This window comes from Pedobacter petrophilus (genome assembly GCF_009674725.1).
GTDB classification, from domain to species: domain Bacteria; phylum Bacteroidota; class Bacteroidia; order Sphingobacteriales; family Sphingobacteriaceae; genus Pedobacter; species Pedobacter petrophilus.
In genome coordinates this window covers 47,996-70,762 of the sequence record NZ_WKKH01000007.1, presented here as the reverse complement: position 1 = coordinate 70,762, position 22,767 = coordinate 47,996, and the positions used below count along the sequence as shown (strand labels likewise).

Sequence of the window (22,767 nt, the reverse complement as noted above, 5' to 3'; positions counted from 1 at the left end):
AATGAGGTTTGTTTCCTATAAAACAATAAATCCGATAGGTTGAACAGTTCAGCCTATCAGATTTTATTGTTCACATCTTTACAGCAGCGATTAACGATAATAATAAATGCCATTAACCATGGCCACACCACAGGTAGTTTCAAAGGCATTGCGTACGTTATCCGGCGTACGGGTTCCCCAGATATTCCACATTAAACCTTGTGCATTACGGATCGACCAGGCCTGGGCAGCGTTTGCATCCAGCCAGGCTCCGTAGTTACCTGCCGTGCCTGTATTTTTTACAAAAAGGCATGCCCATCGGGCAAAGATGCTTTTCATGCCCTGCGTATCCGCAACGGCGTTTTCATCTTTCAGTATTCCGCCAGATTGATTGCACATGCTGTTACGTGCATAATCCATGGCTTTTAAACCCATACCAAGATAGTTAACCGCAGGATAATCTGCACGCAACAAATCACAGGCGCCGATAAAAGTACCCTGGGTATAAGAAAGTGCACCTTCAGTAATGTTTCCGGCTTGGTTGATGGCACCTTTAACTTCACCGGTAGAGGCATCGTAAAGCTTCAAAACCATCCAATCCATAATTTGCCTGGCCCTGGTCTTATAAACAGCATCACCGGTAGCCTGATACAATAGCATGGCACATATTACTGCCGGTGCATTTACGCAGGTGTTTTTCGTCTGGTTATCGGTGGTCCACCATAATCCCCCGCCCAGGGATTGTGTATCCCAGGCCCTGTTCCACATCATATTGAAATTATTTTTTGCCATATCCAACATCCCTCCATCGTTGGTGATCTTAAAAGCCCTGACACACATTAACGCCCCCCACACGATATCATCATTATAAATATTGTTAGACCATAGCAATCCGTATCCATCTCTCACACCATTGTACAGATAGGTGATTTTATTTTTTAAATCGGCGCTCGGGTTAATGTTATAGGCATCAATCAGTGTTTCAATCGCCTCTTGTTGCGTCCAAAAATCCATCCGGCCGGCGTGGTTGTCATCTTTCCAGTAATATGCTTTGAAAGATGAACCGTAAGTACCGTACTGGTTGTAAAAATGATTATTATAAACCTGCATGGCGAGTAAAGCTTCATTCTTGGTTGGCAGTGAAACTGCGGCCAGGCCGGAGGTGTTTGATTGGGTAGCCAATGCCGCAGGCAGTTGAAGTTTATCTGCGCCCTGTTCTTTTTTACAGCTGACCACCATGGTGGCCAATCCTAATGCGATCATTGCAACCAATTTTTGGCTGCCCTGAAACAGGCGCGCTGGTTTGCACGCCGGTTTCAGGCTTTTGTTTTTTCTTGTTTTCATAGTTTAGGTAATTATATTTGGTTATTGTTTTTGGCTGTTAAGGCCAATAAAAAGGTAGTATTTTTTTTTAAATTAAATCAAAATAAAACAGCTGGTGTCTCCATACCAAACCGGGCCGTTAGTATATGCCTTTATTTCCCTTTAGTGTTTAATAAACTGATTCTTGCATAAAGCTCAGCAATGCAGGCCTCATCCAGCAGCCATTTTGGTTTCTTTTTAGCAGCTTCATCCAGAGCCCATTTGGCAGTTAAAAAACCATATCGATCGGAAGCATTTTCCCACGCCTGATCTAAATCTGACGTTATCGCATTGATATAGAAAGGATTGTGATTAACATGATAAAGTGCTTCATAACCCCGAAACAGCACAGTTACAAACCATGGAAGATCAATTTTGAAAACCCTTTTGTTGTTTTTACCCTGGGTTGAGAAGAACTGGTATGCACTTTCCGCAACGCGTTCTGCTTCCTTCAGGTATTTAATATCATTGGTAAACCGGAAAAGCAATACGGCCGACTCGAGCATCGATCCGGTATTGTAGGTATAATAAACCTCGTTTGGCTTACCATCCATCTTTACATCGTTATAATAAATGCCCTGGGGGTTTTGAAGGTGGTTGTGCATCCAGTTGTAAAACTTTTTTCCCCAGTTTAAATAAAGAGGATCTTTGGTACACTGGTAAAGTTTTAAAGCGGCTAGCGTAGCCATACCATTGCTACAGGCAGGTTTCTGGTCTTTATGCCCTTCCAGCCAATATACACCGCCCCCCAATTGATCATCCCATCCGCTTAAAATAAAATTAAAAACCTCTTTTGCTTTAGGCAGGTAGGCCTCATTACCTGTGTTTAAATAAGCTTCCAGGTAATCGATGCAAACTAAAGCATTATCATCATAATACCGGTCTGATTTTTCCAGGCCTGAAGGGTAAGCCTGATAGCCTGCGGGCGATCTTGTCGTATCGCGGTAGGCCCACACCCCGGCAGTCAGCGTATCCAGATAAACAGCATATTGCTGCTTTAAATCCGGAAACCTGATCAGCACATTGGCAGCAGAAAACATCCCGGAAAAAGGCCACAGAAAACTAACGACCTTTTCATTTACCCGGGCACCCTGAAAGTAATCAAGCGAAGCGCTTTTGCCTGAAGGGAAATTCTCGGTAAATAAACCAGGGTATGTTGGCGCCCGGTAGTATTGCCAGACTTTCCTGAACATGGCATCTGCACGTTCCTTCTGTAAGGCATTGTATTTTACCTTTTGGCAATACCCTTCAAAGCAAAACATCAAGCTGATGATCAAAAAGAAATATCTCATTTTTTTACGGTTAATTACAGAAATCTATTGCTTCGTTAACTTATTGTGCAGACGGTGGCAGTACCTTTACCCCCCAGCTTTTGTTAGGCCGGCTTCCCATTGTTAAAGTGAGTTTTCCGCCTTTCATTAATTCATCACGGTACATCCATGCGTTGTTCAATGCTTTTCCGTTCCAGGTAGCAGCCTGCACGTACACGTTTTGCGCTGAGTTGTTGGTGGTTTTAATCACCAGTTTTCTGCCGTTGCCCAGCTGAATTTCAGATTGATCAAAAACAGGACTTCCCAGCTGAATGGTTGGTCTTGCATCTGTTAAACCTTTTACATCAAATAAACCAATAGATGCCATTACATACCAGGAACCCAACTGCCCCTGGTCTTCATCCTGGCCGTAGCCATAACCGTGAATACTTTCTGTTCCGTAAAACTCATTGCAAATTGCCCTGGTCCATTTTTGGGTAAGCCAGGGAGCCGATGAATAATTAAAAAGCCAGCTGATGTGTAAGTTTGGCTGATTGCCGTGGTTATAAAGCGATTGGATCCCTGCAAAAGCATCTATTGTTTTGCCTCCGCCGAATGCATTTTGCTGCGATTTTTCAAAAATATCATTTAACCGGTTGTTGAAGGTTTCACTGCCTATAGCCGTTACCAAACCTTTAGGGTTTTGAGGAACGTAAAAAGTATATTGTGTGGCATTCCCTTCCTGAAATCCTCTCCAGGCCTCAAGCGGATTAAATTTACCGATAAACTTCCCGTCTTGCGTTTTCGGGCGGATCAGCTTTAACTCTTTATCAAACAGCAATTTCCAGCCATTGGATAAAGCCAGAAGCTTCTGATAGTCTTTGGGTTTTCCCATTTGCTTTGCAAGCTGGGCCGCAGCGAAAGCACTGTAACTGTATTCCATGGTATGCGAGCCTGAAAAATGCGCGCCAGTCGAATCCGTTTTATCCGCTTCCAGGTAAGGAACAAACCCATGCTGTACAAAGCTTTTGGTATCAGTTTTTCCAGATCCGACTAATCTGTTCTGGTAATTTAGCTCATTCCCCAATACGGCCCTGTAAGCTAAATTCAGATCATAATCCCGAATGCCAGCCTGGTAGGCGCCCGCAATAGCAAGACCAACAAAATTTGTCCCTACTCCCGATACGAAATTGCTGTTGGCAATCCCATCTCCGAACCAGCCTCTTTCTTTATAAATTTCGAGCTGGGTATGCACAAAATCATTATAATGCGCAGGGTAAGACAGGGCCCATAATTGCGTGAGGTTCCAGAAACCGCCCCAAATGGCATCGGTATTCATAAAGTGATAACTGAATTTGCCATTTTTATCTTTAGGCAATTGCCCGATGGTACCATCATGTCTTGGAAAACTGCCGTTAACATCGCTGGCTATTCCCCGCCCAAGCAGTGCATGGTACAAGCCGGTATAGAACTTTACCAGATCCGGTTGATTTTTAGTGGTCACCTTGATTTTGCCCAGCTCCCTTTGCCATTCTGATTGTGCCGCTTTTTTAGCCCTGTCGAAATCTAAATTTCCAGCTTCGGTTTGTAAATTCAGTTTCGCATTTTGAACCGAAGTATAAGATAAACCTACCTTTATTTCTACACTTTCATTTTCTTTGGTGTGGTATCCCAGAAATAATCCCGCCCCCGGGCCGGCTGATGATTGGCTACCGCTACTGATTTTCTTCTGATCAAAAGCGCCTACACTGGCTGGCTCCTTGCTCAATTCACCAAAGAAATACATGGCTACCCTTCCCCCTTCATCATAGGTTTTAACATATTTTGGATAGGTAATCACAAAGCCTTCAAAATGTGTTTCATCAATCATTTTTACAGACGCATCTGTTACGGGTCCACTTTCACCCTGAATATTACCGATAGACAGCATAATTCTCGACTCCTCATTTTTAGGAAAAGTGTAGCGGTGAAAACCTACCCTTTTAGTGGCAGTAAGCTCTGCCTTGATTTTGAAATCATCGAGCAATACCGCGTAATAGCCAGGCTGCGCAACTTCGTTTTTGCGATCAAATGCAGATCGAAAGCCACTTGCCGGCTTATCCAGCAAACCCGGAACGGTTTTTAATTCGCCGGCCGTAGGCATGAAGCTTACTCCGCCTACCTGCCATTCGTGGAAATGAACAAAACCTTCTATAGAATTGTGCCGGGTATCATATCCAACGGCTTCCCAGCCTTGCGCATTCCCGTAACTACCGTTGGTGGATGGGGCAAGTTTGGCCATCCCGTAAGGTACCGCAGCCGGGGTATAAAAAAACCACCGGCTGTGTGCAGTACCGATATTTGGATGAACATATTGTAGAAGATCCTGTGCAAATGCACACGGCATGAGGAAAAACGTAAAAACTAAAAGGAAAAGTGCTTTATTGGCCGTATTCATAAGGGTTGCTTTTTTTTAACGATTAATATTTAGAAAGTAATGCCTGAATCCGTTGCATCCAGGCCTGGTCTACCGTTTCAATTTCCGGTGCACGGTTTTGCCCGTCAAAGCCTGCGAAAAAATAATATCCGTAAGTGGCAGGATTTCTGTTGGCAAGGTTTAACCTGTTAATATTTTCTTTGGCATACACCAGCCAGCTTTCATCTTTATCAGCTTCGTATAAACGAATCATCGCCTGCGATCCCCAGGCACACCAGGCCGGATTAATTCTTGTTTCATTCGTATTGAAGATGTATCCCTTCCAAACCGAATTCCAGAGTGTAATGTTCATGGCTTTACCCAGGTTTTGCGCCTGCACCAGATAAGCCGGATCATTCATGGTTTTACTGTACAAAATAAGCGCTTCTACCATAATGGCATTGTCATAAGTAAATTTATCGGTGTGCTTTTTCCCCTCCCCGGGTCCATCAATTTTCCAGATATATAAGCCACTCACCGCATCGTACATTTTGGCATGGAGCCAGTCGTTTACCTGGTTTGCCCAATCACGATAAATGCTTTCACCAGTCAGGCTGTACAGTTTCACAAATAACTGCAATGCAAGTCCGTTGGTTTGCGTAGGTTTTTCAGGCTTCTGGGTATTCCAGTAAAATCCACCACCATAAACGTTATCCCATAGTCCGCTGCTGATCAGCCAGTCGGCGCAAGCTTTTGCTTTTGCTAAATAGGCCTGTTTATCGGTACCTGTAGTTACTTCATAAGCTTCCAGGTAAACCATTCCGCTTAAGGCGTTATCATCTACGTATTTATCGCCCCCGGCATTGCTGCCATCTAAATTTACAGAAGCGAAATAGCCGCCACGAAGATCCTTTTTATCCCACATGTTCTCCATAAACCTGAAGGTATTGTTCATATAGGCCAGGTGTTTACTTTGCCCGATGCCCACCATTGCGGCGTCTGCATAAATCTGACTCACATTGTACCACTCATAGCAATTGTTTGCATGTGTGGTGGTATTTGCCCGGTAACCGTATCCTGCAGTTAACAGGTTATTGGTGGTAAAAGTATGGGTTTCCAGGGCCAGTTTAAGGTAATCTATCTTTGCACCAGGCCCTACCGGCGGAACAACCGGAGGGGGCGTTACCGGCACAGCACCGGGGTCTTTTTTGCAGGCAGCGCCAACCAGGATAGACAATACCAGCAGCGTATTTAAGAATATTTTTTTCATAGGTAGATTTATTATAATCAATGTAAAGGTTAGCGTTTGTTAATGATTACCGGATGCTCACCTGGTGTGTATAAGGCCCGTCAGCATTCAGGTTTACCACTACCTGAACATTTTTATTATCTGCTGCCGGATCAAATTTGTAGGTATTGTTCCACTGATCGTTGCTCACCGCATATAAATAAGAATAGGAAGCACCCTGCCCCACCGGACTTGAATTATTTACATTACTGCTTCCAAGATACCGGAGCCCTGCCGGGGTGTGCAGGGCAAATTTATAGCGTTCGTCTCTACCCCATGAAAACGGATAAAATACCACCGGGATGCTGCCCGATTGCCAGGTACAATTGGAGGCATAAGTCAACTGACCAATTTCATTCCCATAGGCAGACATGTACAAGCCCAATCCCTGCACTTCAACCGCATCTAACACGGAAGCTACATTGAAATCATATTTCAAATAGTAAACTTTAGCTGTACCGGTTACATTAATGGTATTGGTTCCTTCTTTTAGGGTAGTGCCTTCAGGATAAAATTTTCTTGCGGCCTGCGTGGTTTGATCAGTAAGTTGGTAGGTGCCTGGCTTAAGGCTTGTGTAAATTTCAAACACCCCATCTTCCAGCTTTTTAAATTTGATTGCCTTGGTTATCTCCGCTCCCGCTTCGGTTGCTGTACCTGTAATGAAAAGATTTGCCGGTGCCTCTGCAAAACCTGCCGGCCGCTCCAGTTGCAGGATTCTGCTATCTGATCCTGTTTTTTTGAGGGTTGCCTTAGAAGCGATGACGGTCCATTTTATATTTCCCGTGCCCGACGAATTGATGCCACATAAGGCCGCGATTTTAGTCAGGTCTTTATGCGTAATGGTAACTTGTGGCAATACACCGGCGCCGTCGGAAACGACCTTGTAAACCGGTTTGGTAAAATCGCCGCTTTCTTTATCGAAGGCTACTTCATATAAAACCAGGCCACCTTCTTCTGCGCTGGCCGTGGTCCATTTAAATTGCTGGGTTGCCAATGCGTTAGATGGCGTAAGTTTGATGCTTTGCTGATTTTGAGGAAGCGTTAAGCTGCCTACGGAATTGATATTTTCGTTCAGTTCCTTCTCCTCTTTTTTACAAGATGGAAGCGCGAACATGGCTAGCGCCAGGAAAACAAAAGTTATTTTTAAATTTTTCATGTCGCGAAGATTAATAACCAGGGTTTTGAGTTAAGTTTTTGTTTAAGCCGATTTCACTCGAAGGAATGGCCCAGAGGTAATCCCGCTGCGGATTAAATTTGCGTTGCTGTGTGCGGATATAGCCGTTATCAAGATTTTGATCTGCGGCGAATTTTGCACCATGTGCGAAACCGTTCATGGTCAGTTCCGCCAGCTTCCATCGCCTGATGTCATCTACCCGTAAACCTTCCATCGCCATTTCTGCCCGGCGTTCCCTGCGGATCACATTGGTTAAATCTCCAGCCGGTAAATTTAATGCAGCGGCATCCGTGAAACCCGCCCTTGAGCGGAGTGCCCCAATGGTTTTCGCCCAGATGGCTGCATCCATTTGCCCCAGGCTGTTTTTAGCCTCTGCGTAGGTAAGCAACACTTCTGCATACCTGAATAGGTGCAGGTTGTTACCGGAAACGAAACTCGACAACGCACCCGGATCGAAATATTTTCTCCAGTAATAACCAGTTGCAGATGCACTTTGAGAACCCGGCGAATACTCATCCAAACCTGGCTGAACCGGATCTGAACCCGGCCTGATGTAAATGGTTTTGGTGGTATTGTTAGGGTTTGTCCAGATGTACCTGTCGTAAACAACGGTTGCCGTAAGCCTCGGGTCGCGGTTGCCATACGGACTGCTTTCCTGATATCCTGATCCCGCTTCTTTAATGCCCTTTCCATTTAGCATCACATAATCGTCTACCAGCTCCTGCGTTGGTGCCATGTTGCTTACCCGGCCGCCAACTGTTCTTGGGGCAAAATCCCAGAAATTCTGCCAGGTTCTGATCGTTGGTACATACTGTAAGGATAAAATACTCTCGTTATTGTTTTTATTTACTGCAGGATCACTAAACAACGCACTATAACTGGGTGCCAGCGAATAGCTTCCGTAAGTAGCCTGTTCGTTGATTAATTTTTCACACACTGCAATCACTTCTGCAGCTTTGTTTCCTTCGTACAGCAATACCCGCATTTGCAGGGCCAGTGCTGCGCCCTTTGTAATCCTGCCGTTCTCACTGGCAGGGAGCTGATCCTTGCCGGGAAGATTACTGATCGCATTATCCAGCTGACTGATGATAAAAGCATTCACGGCCGCTTTTGAGGTGCGGGGAATTTGCTGTGCTTCTTCAGGCGTTAAATCATGATCCGGAAGTGGAACATCACCATACCACTTGCTTAAGTTAAAAAGTGCAAAAGCCCTCATAAACTGGTTTTCTGCCTTCATCCTGGCAATGGTTGCCGGTGGCAAGGTGGTATTCTGATCGATATTCGCCAGAAAGATATTTACCGATTTTATCGTGCGGTAGTAACTTGCCCAGTCGCCCTGAAATTTAGCAGTAAGCGATGTTGCATTGCCACTGGCAATCAGGTTCAAATCTCCCGAAGGAGAATACGCATTATCAGAAAGTGCTTCCGGTTCAAAGTAAAGGGAACTGTTGTAGAGTAAACTGTAGTTATTGTTCAACGCGTTGGTTACATTCAAATCCACTGTCCAGAAGGTTAAATCAGAAAACCGGTCGGTTGGTGCAATATCAAGTTTTTTACATCCTGCAAATACAACGATTGCAAAGGCTATAATGAGGTTTTTATGTAGGTATTTCATTTTATTTAATCTAACCGTTATCGTTAAAAAGTTATATCCAAACCAGCGCCATAAAAAATTGGCAAAGGATATTGGCGGGCATTGTTTGATCCAGAACCTGTGCTTACATTGTTGCCGAATTCTGAAGTTTCCGGATCAATAAATTTAAGTTTGGTCAGCGTAAACAGATTTTGCCCGATCAGCGAGACCCGGAAACGCTCCACACCAAATTTTTTGGTTACTGTTTGGGGTAAGGTGTAGCCGATATTCACATTTTTTAAACGGGCATAGGCCGCGTCATATTTGTAAAGGTCTGATCCTGTACGCCAGTTATTGGTATTGGAAGGCGAGCCGATGTTTGCAAAAATCGGGTAGCGGGCATCCGGATTATTGGGTGTCCAGTGGTCGGTCATGTGCTGGTATACCGTTGCACCATATCCATAATGGAAAGGTTCCACCAGTTCTCCGCGCAGAAAGGTTTCGCGTTTTCCTACCCCCTGGATAAAGAGCTGAAAATCAAAACCTTTTACCGCCAACCGGTAGGTAAAGCCGAAGGTATACCTTGGAAAAGGATTGCCCAGAGTGGTTTTATCATTGGCATCTATAATACCATCATGATTAAGGTCTTTAAATTTTACATCGCCGGGCACTACCGGATTGCCTGCAATTTTAGGCGAATTATTAATGTCTCCCTGATTTTGGAAGAAGCCATTGGTTTCGTATCCATAATACTGGGTAACTGGCTCACCAATTCTCCTCAACAACTGGAATACATCCTGATTGATGATCTGCTCTGTTGCCCCGCCTGATAACTGAAGCAATTTATTCTGATTATCAGCCAGGTTTACACTGAAACTTTGCGTTACATTTTCACCCCGCAGGTTATAGGTTAAGGAAGCTTCCCAGCCCTTACTCCTTACTTTTGCCACGTTAAAATCTGGCGTAGCTGCCCCAAAAATGGCAGGGATATCCTGTCTTGGCTGCAGAATATCGCGGGTTACTTTATTAAAATAGTCAAAAGATGCAGTTAAGCGGTTGTCAAAAAAGCCTGCATCGATTCCAATATTCAGGGTCGATGCCTTTTCCCAGGTTAAATCCCGGTTTGATAAAAGCGTACCGGCACCCCCAACAGGTACATTGTTAAAACCATAAGCACTTGCATAGTTAAAATAAGTGGTCTGGTATTGGAAGTTCCCTACATTCTGGTTGCCTAAAACACCGTATGATGCCCGGAGTTTTAAATTGCTGACGGTATTTTTGACAGACTCCATGAAAGATTCTCTGGTAATGTTCCATCCGGCACTTACCGAAGGGAAGAAACTGCCCCGGTTGCCCCTGGCGAATTTCGACGACGCATCATATCTCGCCGTAGCTTCAAATAAATATTTATCCTGGTAGGCATAATTTAACCGTCCAAATAAGGAAAGCAGGCTATTGGAATTTATCGCCAGACTATTGCTGGAGTTGATGGGATCAACAAGCGTTCCGGTGGTAGGCGTTCCAAGCAATTGATCGGTAAGGGTTTTCTGTAACTGAAAGCCACGTTGAGAAAAGTTTTCGCTCGATGCACCCACTTGCACCTTAAAATCATGCGAAGCTATTTTTTTCGTGTATTCTACATACAGTTTAGTGTTAAAAAGCTGCGATTTGCTGTTGCCATCCAATACCGAACGGTCATCACCGTAAACCCCTGAAGGCAGGTAGTTTACCTGGGTTCTGCGAAAGAATGTTCCGTTATTCTGAAGCGTACCACCAAACTCTCCGGTAATTTTTAAGTCATTGGTCACGTTAAACTGCCCGTTAAATGCACCAAAAATTTCATCATTATCGGCCTGGTTAAAACCACCTTTTTCTAAAACGCCATATTCATTATATTGAGAAGCGATGGGGTTAGTAAGGTAATTGCCGTTATCATCCTGCCAGCTGTAATTCAGCGGAACACGATTGGCATCTGCGAAAATGTTATTGTCGCCAATGCTATTGGTTTTATTGCGCGTTTTGGTGTAAAGGAGAATAAAGTTGGTTCTGAATTTTCCGATAACGTTACTTTGATTTAAACGCAGGTTATATTTTTGGTATCCAAAATCAGGCCCTTCACCCCCATTTCCAATAAGATTACTTTTCTGATCCTGGTAACCTGCAGAAATGTAAAATGAACTTTTCTCACCACCACCTACCATACTAAAGTTGTGCGATTGTTGCGGTGCGGTACGCAAAAGGTGTTCAATATCCCATGTGCCATTGCCCTGATCTTTCAGTTGCTGAATCTGATCGGGCGTGTAGGCCGGGCTCAGGCCCGAATTAACCAAAGATTCATTTTTGTAATAGGCATTCTCCCAGGCCGGAACTTTCTCTACCAGCACGTTTGCATCCTGAATGCCGTAACTTCCGTTGTAAGAAACCGATGTTTTCTGGTTTAATTTTCCGCCTTTGGTGGTGACAAGGATCACCCCGTTTGCCGCCCTCGAACCATAAATGGCTGCAGAACCTGCATCTTTTAATACGGTTACGCTTGCAATATCATTTGGATTAAGGGTATTTAAATTTCCGCCTACAATTCCATCTACCACCACCAGCGGGGTGTTATCACCAAGGGTGCCAACGCCACGAATATTTACGGTAACATTGCTGCCCGGATTTAATGAACTCTGCTGAATAATTAAGTTTGGAGATTCACCCTGAAGCGCCTGGTATACGTTTAACACAGGCTTATTCTCAATGCTTTTCGCATCGATGGTATTGATGGCGCCGGTTACCGAAACCTTTTTCTGAACGCCATACCCCACTACCACCACATCATTAAGTGAATTATCCGCATCAGCCTTTAACTGAATATTAATCGTGTTGCGGCCGCCAATCGCTACTTCCTGACTCACATAACCTAAATAGGAATAAGTCAGGCTGCCTGTAGCCAGGTTCTCCGGAACAGAAAGGGTGTAAAGTCCGTTGGCATCGGTTACCGCACCTACCGAACTCCCTTTAATCTGAACGCTTACACCGGGAAGCCCGATACCCTTTTCATCCACCACTTTTCCCTTAACGGTAACATTAATTTTTCTGGATTCGTTAATGGTAACCAGATTTGGTGCCGCCAAAAGCGGGTGGGGTAAAAGCGGGATAGCAAGTACCGCCAGCATGGCAAATCGCCAGCTGGGCACCCGTTTAGCTTTTTCTGCTTGGTAAAATTTTAATCTCATAACGTTTAAGTTGAGCTGAATGCCTTTCGGCACCAGCATATTTGGTTAGGTATTTTTGGTGTTGTAATTATTTAAAGATTTTTAGGCTGGGTGGCCCGCCAGTGCGCATCTATTTCCTCTAGTGATCGTCCCTTGGTTTCAGGGATCAGTTTCCAGGTGAGGTACAATGCCGGTGAGCAACAAATGGCGAAAATCCAGAAGGTCCAGGCAGAGCCGAGCCCCTCTAACATTAACGGGGTAAGCTGTCCGACAAAAAAGTTTCCGATCCACAGGGTTAGCGTGGCTAAAGACATGGCCTTCCCCCTGATATTATTGGGGAAGATTTCGCCGATTACCACCCAGCATACCGGCCCAAAGGAAAAGGCAAAACAAGCAATAAAAGCCAAAATGAAAATTAAGATCCAGGGCCCTGAAGTGACCCCAAGTTGAAAGAGAATCCCGATGATGATCAGGGAAATTACGGCACCGCCGATACCAAAATACAACAAAGGCTTTCTTCCCCATTTATCAACCGTAAATATGGCAACGAAAGTAAATACCACATTCACCAGCCCGATGGTTACCTGCCCGCCTAAAGCATTGTTAAGGGTAAAACCAGCCTGTTCTAAAATTCTCGGGCCATAATAAATTACGGCATTTATCCCGCACACCTGAGACAGAAAAGGCAACAGCAGCCCAATCCACAAAGCTTTACGGTATACCGGTTTGAAAAGTATCCCGATGGAAGCATCTTTTTCCGTTTCGTTCTGAGACAGGAAGGCATTTACTTCTCTCGTTGCCGATTGTTCGCCATCAATCCTGATCAGGATTTTTCTGGCCAGCTCCGTGCACCCTTTGGTTAACAACCATCTCGGTGATTCCGGAACAAGGAATAGCGACAACAGAAAAATCAATGCAGGTACTCCGCCTAAACCCAGCATACCCCGCCACACCTCTGCAGAAAATATTTTTTCCGTTTGGCCACCTGCAAAATGATCGCCGGTATGACTGGCTAAAAAAGAATTGCTGAAATAAGCAGTTACAATACCAACTGTTAAGGCAAGCTGATAAAGCGACACCATGGTACCACGCAGTCGAGAAGGTGCAAATTCGGAAATGTATAGTGGCGAAACCATAGAGGCAACACCTATCCCCAAACCGCCTATTAGCCTGAAAGTGATCAGCGCAGTAAAAGAAGCTGCATACATGCAGCCCACTGCAGAAATGAGAAAGAGAAAGGCAGAAAGAATAAGTACGATTTTTCGCCCATAAGTATCGCTTAATTTACCTGAAACGCTTACGCCAATAATGCAGCCTAAAAGGGCACAGCTTACAAACCAGCCTTCGCTCACGGCATTGAGGCCAAAATCACCTTTAACCAAACTAATGGTGCCCGAAATTACCGCTGTATCAAAGCCAAAGAGGAACCCGCCCAGGGCGGCCACCAGGCACACCAGATACAGGTAAGTTTTATTGCTTTTCACAGCCAAATGTTGTGTAGTACTATTCATGAGGTTTATTTTAAAAAGGCTTTAATCACTTTAGCCCTTTGCCGGCCATTGTTAACTATTTGATAACTAACTGCCGCAGCAGGGATTACGAAGGTCTCTGCAAATGCAAAAGTTGACCTGGTGCCGTCAGCAGAAGTGACGGTAATGGATTCCCCTTCTACCAGCATCAGTATGTGGCATATATTTTCCGTTTGAACTTCAATTTCGTTGTCGAATTCCAACCGGTGAACATCATAGAAGTGTTCGCGATGGGTGGGAAGATGATAGCCTACCTGGTCATCCTGTTCAAAAAAAACATATGGTTTAGAAATGAGTTCCTGCTGAACCTGATCACCTTTTCTGCTAAAATCGAGGTTTTTAAAGGCATGATCAATGTTAATCGGCCGGGGCTTTCCATCTAAACCGGGCCTTACCCAATCGTACATTTTGAAGGTAAAAATGTAAGGTGTGGCACTGATTTCCAACACCAGGTTTTCTGCGCCTGCACTATGCACTGTTCCGTTGGGAATCAGAAATAAATCGTGCTTTTTTGCCTGGTGCACCTGAACATACTTTTCTATGTCGATCGCCTCATTGTTTGCATTACTTTTTTCGAGGCTTTCGCGAAAACGATCAGGTTCGATATCTTCCTGGAAACCGAGATAAACCGTTGCGTCTTCTTTACAGTCTAAAATATAATATGTTTCATCCTGGGTGATGTTTTCACCGAATTCTTCGCGGATGTAGGTTAAACCGGGGTGGCACTGAATAGAAAGGTTGCCGCCTCCGAAGGTATCCAGAAAATCAAACCTGATGGGAAATTCATCGCCAAACTGCGCTGCATGTTTGCCCAGAACATTTTCATTATGGCTAAACATGAGCAGATCAAAAGAAACTTCTAAAAGCAAACCGTCACTTTCAAATACCATTCCGTTCTCCGGTACAATCAGTTCAAAAGACCAGGCATAGTTAACTTCATTCTGGTTGAGCTGCGGCATTTTTTCTTTCATCCACTGCCCGCCCCATGTGCCTGGAGCAAACCACGGCCGTGCCCGGAAAACTGAAGTTGAAATGCGGCCCAGACCTTCCAAAACGTCTTTTCCGAAAGCCCAGTTTAGCCCGCTTTCGGATTGTGCATCTGCAAAAACTGAAATCTGATGCAGTAGCGCTTTCTTGTGCTTATTTAAAACCACCCAGTCTGCAAAGTAAAAACGTTTGTACATTTCCATTTGTCCTTCCGGCTGGCGCATTCCTAAATTACAGATAGCCCCTGCGGCCATCCGGTGTTGAAGTTCATTTTTAGGCAGGTCTACATAAATTAATGGGGCATCCCAGCCGGCCAGCGCAGCACCACAGCCAATCATGATGTTGATCTCAGCGGCTGAATCTACTGTGGTTCTTTTTAAAGCATCGAGGTTAAAATAATCGGAAAGGGATAGCGTAGTCTTCTTTCCCCAAACAGCGTCTTCAGCACCTAAAAAAGGTACAAGGAGGGTGTTGATTTCCTGCTCATTTTTAAAGTAAGAACTGGTCTCTGTAATATTTACAATAAGCCCCCTGGAGTTTAATTCTTCAGCTAAAGCGTTAATTAACCGGTTCCAGTATACCCCCACGTAGCCATCAATTATAACTGTTTTTTGTTCAACAATATAATCGCATAGCGATGGGTAACGGCTAAATATTTTCTGGTTCCCGAGCGAATAATAGGGATAAATATCATAACCGGCCGGTTTGTTTATTTTACTGGTGCGATCAGGCATAATCTCCTGTTCGGTTTTTCTCATTGGTTCTTCTATAGACATCACTTGATTAGGAATGTGGTATGGATTAATTGGATCGGGCTTCATATATAACTTTGTGTGTACATTTATAACTTACATATGCTTTAACACTTATTTTAAGACTTTCTTATTGATTTTCGTGGTAACTGAATGAACCGTATATGCCATGTAAAACCAAATTTAAGCTCACACAGGTACGTTTTAATAAAGCAACCCATCGGCTCTGGTAGATTAAACTGTTATAATTGGCTAGACAATACATTCAATAGTATGTATATACAAATGTATTATTTATAATTTTAGATGCAAGTATTTTTTACCTAATTTTTAAAATACTTACCTGTTAGCTAAAAAAAGCGGTTTCCTGTTTTAACCCGATAGGCGATTATGTACAGACATGCCCTGTTGATCTGATTTTTTTTATATCATTGTACTAATTATGAAACTTAAAATCGATCATAAAAGCCAGATTCCTTTACACATTCAGGCAGAAGAACTGCTCAGGCGACTTATTGAGTCGCCGGAATATATCGATGGAAAGCTTTTACCGAACGAAGTTGAACTTTCCAAAATCTTAAGCATTTCCCGAACTACCCTTCGGCAATCCATCAATAAACTGGTTTATGATGGTTTACTTACCCGGAAAAAAGGCGTAGGTACCAAAGTGGTCGAGTCAAAATCGCTCAGCTCGAAATCCAAAAACTGGATGAGCTTTTCGCAGGAAATGAGTGCAAGGGGCATTCCTATTAAAAATTTCGAGCTTCATGTAAGCTGGGTTCTTCCAGAAAAGCGCATAGCCAGTTTCTTTGGCATTAAGGAAGATAAAAAGATTTTAAAGCTGGTGAGGTTGCGCGGACGCCCGGAAGGACCATTTGTATATTTTGAATCCTACTTCCACCCCATCGTTGGCCTTACCGGCGAAGAAGATTACAAAGCACCACTATATGAAATGCTGGAGAAAGCCCATGGAATTATTGCCATGGTTTCTAAAGAAGAAATTAGTGCGCAACTGGCAGACGAGTTTATTGCCGAAAAACTGGAGACGAAAATTGGTGCACCTATTTTATTCCGCAAAAGATTCGTATACGACATTAATGAAAGCCCGATCGAATATAACCTCGGTTATTATAAAGCTGATAGTTTTGTTTATACCGTAGAAAGCAGGCGGGAATAATTTACCCATGCTCACGCTCGTTTCCAACCGAGTGTGCAATAGCTCTTCAATCTGTGACGATAGAAAGTGCGATAAAATCGAAAAAATATACTGCACCCGTTATAAACGAGCGCAAGCCAGGTATCAAAAGTGAAATAAAGTCACGCTCACGCTCGTTTCCGAACGAGCGTGGAATAGCTCTTCGTCTGTGACGATGGAAAGCGTGATAAAATCGCAAAAATATACTGCACTCGTTATAAACGAGCGCAAGCCGGCTCGTTATAAGACAGGCTCACGCTCGTTTCCGAACGAGCGTGGAATAGCTCTTCGTCTGTGACGATGGAAATAGCAATACTATCCGCAATAATATACTGCACTTGTTATAACGAGCGCAAGCGAGGGTAAAAAATTATGCTCACGCTCGTTTCCAAACGAGCGTGGAATAGCTCTTCGTCTGTGACGATGGAAATAGCAATACTATCTGCAATAATATACTGCACTCGTTATAAATGAGCGCAATTATGCTCACGCTCGTTTCCGAACGAGTGTGAAATAGCTCTTCGTCTGTGACGATGGAAATAGCAATACCATCCGCAAAAATATACTGCACTCGTTATAAACGAGCGCAAGCCAGGTATCAAAAATTGAAATGAAGCCTCAATTTAACAGACATTAACTTCCGGATTTACTACTTCCTGCTTTTACATCATCGTTGCTGATACTGCGCTGATTCTTTTTAATCGAGTCTTTTAATTTGCCAAATTTCCAGTTCAAACTTGCATTAAAGGATCGGTTATAGTTTTGGCCACGGTATCGCTGCGTAAAATTCGGTCCTTCGGTTAACGTTTCATAATACCTGTATTTCATAAAAGGATTATTCACCCCTGCCGAAATCGTCAGCTTATCTTTAATTACTTCCTTACTTCCACTAAACGACATGTAAGAATACTGGCCGGATCTTCCCTGCAGCAATACATCTGCTGAGCTATAGTTAAAACTTGCATTGGCGCGCCATTCCTTTTCAAACTTGTAACCTGTATTTACATAAACACTGCCCGAGAGCCCTTCATTTTGGGTAAGCAAACCATTAATGGCACCTTCCAGCCACACATAACCGGCATTTCCACTTAAACTGAGGTTCCATTTTTTCGTTAAAGGATAATTGATATTTACATTGGTGGTCAGGTTTTTATTTTTACCCACGTTTGCAAAAGTACTTCTGGTAATTTTATCCACATCGTTATATATAGAAATGTTCTGGATGGTATTATTGGCAAAATTGTAACCCAGGCCAATATTAATAGCGCCTGTTTTAAATCTGCTATACGTGAGTTCGAAATTGTTACTCAAAACAGCTTTCAGCTCCGGATTACCGGTCGATTCAAAATTCGGGATAGAGCGGTCAACAAAAGGATTCAAATTGTCAATTCCCGGTCGTTCGATCCGCTGGGTAAATCCAAAGTTTAAATTGCTTTGATTTTTAAACTTCCGGTTTACGGAGAAAGACGGGATGATATTGAAATAGTCGGTATTTACTGTTGATGAATTGCTGATAAAGTCAGCGTTCACAAAGGTTTCTTCCACCCTGACGCCAGCTTTGAACCCCCAGTTGGTGAGGTTGTAAGCATAAGAGTTGTAGGCGCCGATTACATCCTGATTATTATTAAAAATATTTGTTCTTGCGGGGTCAACCTGGTAATCTCCGGTATTTTCCATTAATCTCCGGTACTCGAAATTACTATCGTTATCCCGTAAAATCCCTTTTATTCCGGCTTCGATGTTTAACTTTTTAAATGGATGAATGTAGTCGAGCTGAATGGTTTGCTCTTTTGAGCGACTCTCATTTTCCTGAATGTAATTGGGATCGCTAAAGTTCTGCCGGTTGATGAAGGTCAGATCGTTTTTTTGAGGATTGTTACCATTGCTGTATTTGTATGAAAAAGTAAGCAGGCGCTCCTTATTATTTTTAAAACCGAGCTGATAGTTTAAGCTCATATCAAGGCCACCCCAGTCGAACCGGTTATTGCTTAATAAATCATAGGCCGTAACCTGAGCGGGCGAAGTAAGGCGAAAAACCTGGTTGTTGGTAGATTTATTATAACCACCGTACGGATTAAGTTCTGCAGTAATCAAATTTAAGGTATCAATTTCAAAACTCAGTTCCGCACCGCCATAGCGATAGTTATTGTTAAATTTCCGCGTACCGATATTTAATAAATCAGACGGGTTTGTGCCGGTGGTGGTTCTGGAATTAATAATTTCTGTTGCCGGCGCACTGTAAAATCCTGTTCCGCCATAGGCAGTCATACCAAATTTCCCTTGTTTAACGGTTACAAAACCGCCAAGGCCTGGCCCGCCGACTGGAAACTGGTGCCGAAGATTTAAACTCCCGTTATAACCATTGTCGATTTTTTTATTGGTGATGATATTTATAATTCCGGATAAACCCTCGCTATCATATTTAGCAGGCGGTGTGGTAATCACTTCAATCTTTTGGATGGAGGAAGCCGGCATACTGCGCAACACATCTTTGGGACTTCTCGCCACCATACTGGATGGTTTTCCATTAATCAGGATTTTATAATTCCCACTCCCTTTCAGCTTGATGTTATCATCGGCATCCAGCGAAAGTAGCGGCACTTTGCGCATCATATCCAACGCCGTCATTACCTTACTTTCAGGGTCTGCCTGGATATCGTAACTGATCCGGTCTACCTCTTGTTTAATAATGGGTTTGGTAACACTTACCGATACTTCTTGCAGATTGTTTAGCTGAGCGGCCAGACTGATCTGCCCGGCATTGAATGAAGCTTTTTCAGCACTGATTTCGAATGGGAGAACTTTTGCATTGTAGCCAACAGCAATAGCCGTTAAACTATATTTCCCTGCCGGGATTTTATCGAACTTAAACCCGCCGTTTTCACCCGTAACAGAAGTTTTAATCACCAAACCCTCTTTTTTAAGGGCGAGCGTAATAAATTCAACTGCTTTTTTTGAGGCAGAATCTACCACTGTACCGCTCACGGTACCCGGGCTTTGTTGCGCAAATGAAATTAATGAAGAGGTGGTGAACAAAATAAAAAGGAGAATACCGGAGCGTTGAAGATAATTCATTGGAGATAAAGGATTTCGTAAAAAAAAATGGAATAGAAAATAACTGGTTAGTGCGTTTAATGATTAAAAACGCTTTTAGGTAGACGTTGAATAATTAAAAAAGTTGCACGCATTGATGATTTTTTTTTTACAATTATGTTTTGCAACCTGCCTGTGAACCCGTTAAACGATATATTCCGAAGATTTAAGACATGGTTGAGGTAATGAAATAAGCAAATACACATTTGCAACCTGGCCCGGTGTTCATTTATTCTTTTATGATTCAATTCCCATAAATCAGACTTTATAATCAGGTAATATTTCAACGCATGGCGATCTTGCTTTCAGCTGTAGCTGATCGTTATTAGTGAGCAATACTGCCAAGACAAACCGGAGTTCTCCGCGGCATAAATGAATCTATTCCCTATCTCTTCTTTTTTTGGAACCTACATCGGGTCTGCCGGAAGAACCGGCATAAATTTCCGCTTGTTCCAGAGTCTGCGGTAAGCTTTTCCATCCAGAAAACGATAAAAGCAAGTGGCTCTTACATGACCAGACTGCGGCATCATCAACGTGATGCAATGGCCTGCAGGCAGATGAATGATCTGATGAATATCGGTTGCTTTAACAAAATGTGATGTACCAGGCTTGCGTTCAATATCCTTAACATTAATGTTCCCAACATCATCTATACTATACGTTCGTTCTGTATAGCCGCCACTTAAAATGTGCGTAATGAAATCAAAAGGATGATCATGCGGATCACCGGTATCCGGGGCACTAAACTCATTGAATGAAGCTGAAAAAGGCAGACCTTCAATATGATACTTTTTAAAAACCCGTGATAGTTTCTCAGGTGTAATGGATAATTTCATTTTTTTTGCTGACTTAATTTTTCTGATAGATGGCAGATTGAATGATCTGTATGCCAAGGTAACCAGGCTTATGCTCATTTCCTAACAAGTGTGGAATGTTCCTGCGTCTGTAACGATGGGAAGAGCAAAGATCTACCGTCCAAAGAGCAAAGGAGCAGCATCTACTTAAAAAGAAAGATCCTGAATCAAGTTCAGGAAGACGACTGTTTTACTGCTCTCGTTATCAATAAGCCCACCACGCTCACGCTCGTTTCCGAACGGGCGTGGAATATCTCTTCGTCTGTGACGATGGAAACAGCAAAGATCTACCGTCCAAAGAGCAAAGGAGCAGCATCTACTTAAAAAAGAAAAGGCCCTGAATTAAGTTCAGGAAGACGACCGTTTTACTGCACCCGTGATAAACGAGCGAAAACTTGTGGCAGCATATTTTGCACCAGCCAGGATTAAACCACCGCAACTAAACTTCCGGAAATTTTACCCAAGGCTTAATATTGATTTGCCAATCTTTTATAACTTGCTATCATGAAAGCACTAATCTCCTATATTTTACAATTTAAGCCGCTTAACCAACCGGAAATCGACCTCATTACCAGCAAAGCCTTAGCCGTAACGCTTAAAAAAAACGACTATTTTTCTGAAGCAGGAAAAATCCCCAACCAGGTGGGCTTTGTGGTAGATGGGGTGATCCGGGGTTGTTATTACCACAACAAAGGCGAAGAAATTACCCGCTGTTTTATCAGTGAAAATAGCCTGGTTTGCGATTATGTCAATTTTGAAGCCAACACCCCCTCTTCAGAATATCTTCAGGCCATTACTGATGCTCAGCTGCTGGTGTTTTCCAAACCGCATTGGGCAGAACTTTCCCAGCTCATCGCAGGCTGGGATCCTGTTAAAAATAAAATGGTGCAACGCTGTATGCACCAAAAATCGAGAAAAGGCCCGGTAATCTCTCAAGATGCAACCACCCGGTATTTAGAATTTATGAACACCCATCCGGCGCTGCTCAACCGGGTCCCTTTATCCCATATTGCTTCCTACCTTGGGGTTACCCAACAGTCGCTCAGCAGAATACGGAAAAACATCCGTTAATTCACTTTTTACCAAATGGTAAATCAAAATCGTTTTCAAAGCTTAAACTTTGCATCAATAATTTAAAAATTGATGAAAATGAAAACGGCACTAATCACAGGAGCAAATAAAGGAATCGGTTTTGAAACCGCCAGGCAGTTACTACAAAAGGGATTTTTCGTATTTATCGGAAGCCGTAACCTACAAAATGGTTTAGATGCCGTTGCGCAATTAAAATCAGCAGGACTAACAAATGTAGCGGCCGTAGCGCTGGATGTAACAGATCCAAATGCGGTAAAAACCGCACATGCGGAGATTGCTAAAAAAACAGCCGTGTTGGATGTGCTGATCAATAATGCCGGTATCAACGGCGGTAGTGCGCCATATACCGTGCTGGAAGCTACAAACGCTGAATACCTGGCCGCATTCCAAACCAACATCATCGGCGCTGCAAACGTTACCCGGACTTTTATAGATTTACTAAAAAAAGCTGCCGAGCCAAGAATTGTAAATGTGAGCACTAGTGTGGCTTCACTTTCCCTGCAAAGCAACCCCGAATGGCCAGCTTATCACTACGCCAAATATGGTGTGTATGCAGCTTCTAAAGCTGCACTAAATATGTTCACCATCCACCTGGCTTACGAGTTGAGGGATACCAATATTAAAGTAAATGCAGTATGCCCCGGGCTTACCAAAACAGACTTTACCTTTTTTAACGGCGGGGATGTGAGCACCGCTGCCGAACGGATCATCAGGTATGCCCTGATTGATCGCAATGGCCCCACGGGGAAGTTTTTCAGCGAAGAAACCAATCCGGAAACAGGCGAAATTACCTGGTAAAATGATTTAGATAAAGTGGTTTAGTTTTAAACCACTTTATCTTTTTATATCGATAAACATCACAGTGATTAATCCCCCTGTTAAACTCCAGGCTCAATTGCTTTCATTTCATAAGTTTTCCGAAATCCACTTTCAATGCCTTAAATTAGGCAGGTGTTCAAGATTAATACCACCGGAATTGTTTGTTATAACTGCTATAAATCTTCAGAAGAGAACTGTATCACTTCAACCTCGAAAGGAGATTTGTTT

Annotated in this window: 14 protein-coding genes; 3 read left to right on the top strand and 11 right to left on the bottom strand. The window is 43.3% G+C overall.

The window, feature by feature from the left end:
• Positions 1-90: 90 nt before the first annotated feature.
• The 9 genes from GJU39_RS06495 to GJU39_RS06455 all read right to left on the bottom strand — a co-directional run bounded on the left by GJU39_RS06495 (position 91) and on the right by GJU39_RS06455 (position 15,555).
• The gene (locus GJU39_RS06495) at positions 91-1,323 is read right to left on the bottom strand and encodes a glycoside hydrolase family 76 protein (RefSeq protein ID WP_154279887.1); all 1,233 of its coding nucleotides are present in this window, start codon (positions 1,321-1,323) and stop codon (positions 91-93) included.
• A gap of 131 nt (positions 1,324-1,454) precedes the next feature.
• Positions 1,455-2,633, bottom strand: a complete 1,179-nt coding sequence (locus tag GJU39_RS06490; protein ID WP_154279886.1) for a glycoside hydrolase family 76 protein — start codon at positions 2,631-2,633, stop codon at positions 1,455-1,457.
• A gap of 40 nt (positions 2,634-2,673) precedes the next feature.
• Positions 2,674-5,028 carry a GH92 family glycosyl hydrolase gene (locus GJU39_RS06485; RefSeq protein WP_154279885.1) on the bottom strand — a complete coding sequence of 785 codons (2,355 nt, stop codon included), beginning with the start codon at positions 5,026-5,028 and terminating at the stop codon, positions 2,674-2,676.
• Positions 5,029-5,050: 22 nt separating this feature from the next.
• On the bottom strand, positions 5,051-6,256 hold the full coding sequence (locus GJU39_RS06480; RefSeq protein ID WP_154279884.1) for a glycoside hydrolase family 76 protein: 1,206 nt from the start codon (positions 6,254-6,256) through the stop codon (positions 5,051-5,053).
• A 46-nt stretch (positions 6,257-6,302) separates the two neighbouring features.
• The gene (locus tag GJU39_RS06475) at positions 6,303-7,430 is read right to left on the bottom strand and encodes a SusE domain-containing protein (protein WP_154279883.1); all 1,128 of its coding nucleotides are present in this window, start codon (positions 7,428-7,430) and stop codon (positions 6,303-6,305) included.
• Between the two features lie 10 nt (positions 7,431-7,440).
• Positions 7,441-9,063, bottom strand: coding sequence for a RagB/SusD family nutrient uptake outer membrane protein (locus tag GJU39_RS06470; protein ID WP_154279882.1), 1,623 nt, complete (start codon positions 9,061-9,063; stop codon positions 7,441-7,443).
• Positions 9,064-9,086: 23 nt separating this feature from the next.
• On the bottom strand, positions 9,087-12,239 hold the full coding sequence (locus GJU39_RS06465) for a SusC/RagA family TonB-linked outer membrane protein (RefSeq protein ID WP_154279881.1): 3,153 nt from the start codon (positions 12,237-12,239) through the stop codon (positions 9,087-9,089).
• Between the two features lie 71 nt (positions 12,240-12,310).
• Positions 12,311-13,729 carry a sugar porter family MFS transporter gene (locus GJU39_RS06460; protein ID WP_154279880.1) on the bottom strand — a complete coding sequence of 473 codons (1,419 nt, stop codon included), beginning with the start codon at positions 13,727-13,729 and terminating at the stop codon, positions 12,311-12,313.
• A 5-nt stretch (positions 13,730-13,734) separates the two neighbouring features.
• The gene (locus GJU39_RS06455; RefSeq protein ID WP_209437597.1) at positions 13,735-15,555 is read right to left on the bottom strand and encodes a class I mannose-6-phosphate isomerase; all 1,821 of its coding nucleotides are present in this window, start codon (positions 15,553-15,555) and stop codon (positions 13,735-13,737) included.
• Between the two features lie 373 nt (positions 15,556-15,928).
• On the opposite strand from GJU39_RS06455, the gene GJU39_RS06450 reads away from it, so the two are divergent.
• Entirely contained in the window at positions 15,929-16,663 is a 735-nt protein-coding gene (locus tag GJU39_RS06450; protein ID WP_154279879.1) for a GntR family transcriptional regulator, read from the top strand.
• 651 nt (positions 16,664-17,314) lie between these two features.
• Here GJU39_RS06450 and GJU39_RS06445 read toward each other — a convergent pair.
• Together GJU39_RS06445 and GJU39_RS06440 are read right to left on the bottom strand one after the other, a co-directional pair.
• Positions 17,315-19,756 (bottom strand): outer membrane beta-barrel family protein, encoded by a 2,442-nt coding sequence (locus tag GJU39_RS06445; RefSeq protein ID WP_154279878.1) that lies wholly within the window; start codon positions 19,754-19,756, stop codon positions 17,315-17,317.
• Positions 19,757-20,181: 425 nt separating this feature from the next.
• A complete protein-coding gene (locus tag GJU39_RS06440; protein WP_154279877.1) occupies positions 20,182-20,610 on the bottom strand; it encodes a hypothetical protein in 429 nt (142 codons plus the stop codon).
• A gap of 522 nt (positions 20,611-21,132) precedes the next feature.
• On the opposite strand from GJU39_RS06440, the gene GJU39_RS06435 reads away from it, so the two are divergent.
• On the top strand, positions 21,133-21,699 hold the full coding sequence (locus tag GJU39_RS06435) for a Crp/Fnr family transcriptional regulator (protein ID WP_154279876.1): 567 nt from the start codon (positions 21,133-21,135) through the stop codon (positions 21,697-21,699).
• A gap of 78 nt (positions 21,700-21,777) precedes the next feature.
• The gene (locus tag GJU39_RS06430) at positions 21,778-22,518 is read left to right on the top strand and encodes an SDR family NAD(P)-dependent oxidoreductase (RefSeq protein ID WP_154279875.1); all 741 of its coding nucleotides are present in this window, start codon (positions 21,778-21,780) and stop codon (positions 22,516-22,518) included.
• Positions 22,519-22,767: the final 249 nt, after the last annotated feature.

Bases quoted from the DNA above. Each gene is read 5' to 3' on its own strand.
- GJU39_RS06465 (WP_154279881.1), bottom strand. From the start codon at position 12,239: ATGAGATTAAAATTTTACCAAGCAGAAAAAGCTAAACGGGTGCCCAGC.
- GJU39_RS06455 (WP_209437597.1), bottom strand. From the start codon at position 15,555: ATGAAGCCCGATCCAATTAATCCATACCACATTCCTAATCAAGTGATG.
- GJU39_RS06485 (WP_154279885.1), bottom strand. From the start codon at position 5,028: ATGAATACGGCCAATAAAGCACTTTTCCTTTTAGTTTTTACGTTTTTC.
- GJU39_RS06460 (WP_154279880.1), bottom strand. From the start codon at position 13,729: ATGAATAGTACTACACAACATTTGGCTGTGAAAAGCAATAAAACTTAC.
- GJU39_RS06430 (WP_154279875.1), top strand. From the start codon at position 21,778: ATGAAAACGGCACTAATCACAGGAGCAAATAAAGGAATCGGTTTTGAA.
- GJU39_RS06435 (WP_154279876.1), top strand. From the start codon at position 21,133: ATGAAAGCACTAATCTCCTATATTTTACAATTTAAGCCGCTTAACCAA.
- GJU39_RS06450 (WP_154279879.1), top strand. From the start codon at position 15,929: ATGAAACTTAAAATCGATCATAAAAGCCAGATTCCTTTACACATTCAG.
- GJU39_RS06470 (WP_154279882.1), bottom strand. From the start codon at position 9,063: ATGAAATACCTACATAAAAACCTCATTATAGCCTTTGCAATCGTTGTA.
- GJU39_RS06480 (WP_154279884.1), bottom strand. From the start codon at position 6,256: ATGAAAAAAATATTCTTAAATACGCTGCTGGTATTGTCTATCCTGGTT.
- GJU39_RS06490 (WP_154279886.1), bottom strand. From the start codon at position 2,633: ATGAGATATTTCTTTTTGATCATCAGCTTGATGTTTTGCTTTGAAGGG.
- GJU39_RS06445 (WP_154279878.1), bottom strand. From the start codon at position 19,756: ATGAATTATCTTCAACGCTCCGGTATTCTCCTTTTTATTTTGTTCACC.
- GJU39_RS06495 (WP_154279887.1), bottom strand. From the start codon at position 1,323: ATGAAAACAAGAAAAAACAAAAGCCTGAAACCGGCGTGCAAACCAGCG.
- GJU39_RS06475 (WP_154279883.1), bottom strand. From the start codon at position 7,430: ATGAAAAATTTAAAAATAACTTTTGTTTTCCTGGCGCTAGCCATGTTC.
- GJU39_RS06440 (WP_154279877.1), bottom strand. From the start codon at position 20,610: ATGAAATTATCCATTACACCTGAGAAACTATCACGGGTTTTTAAAAAG.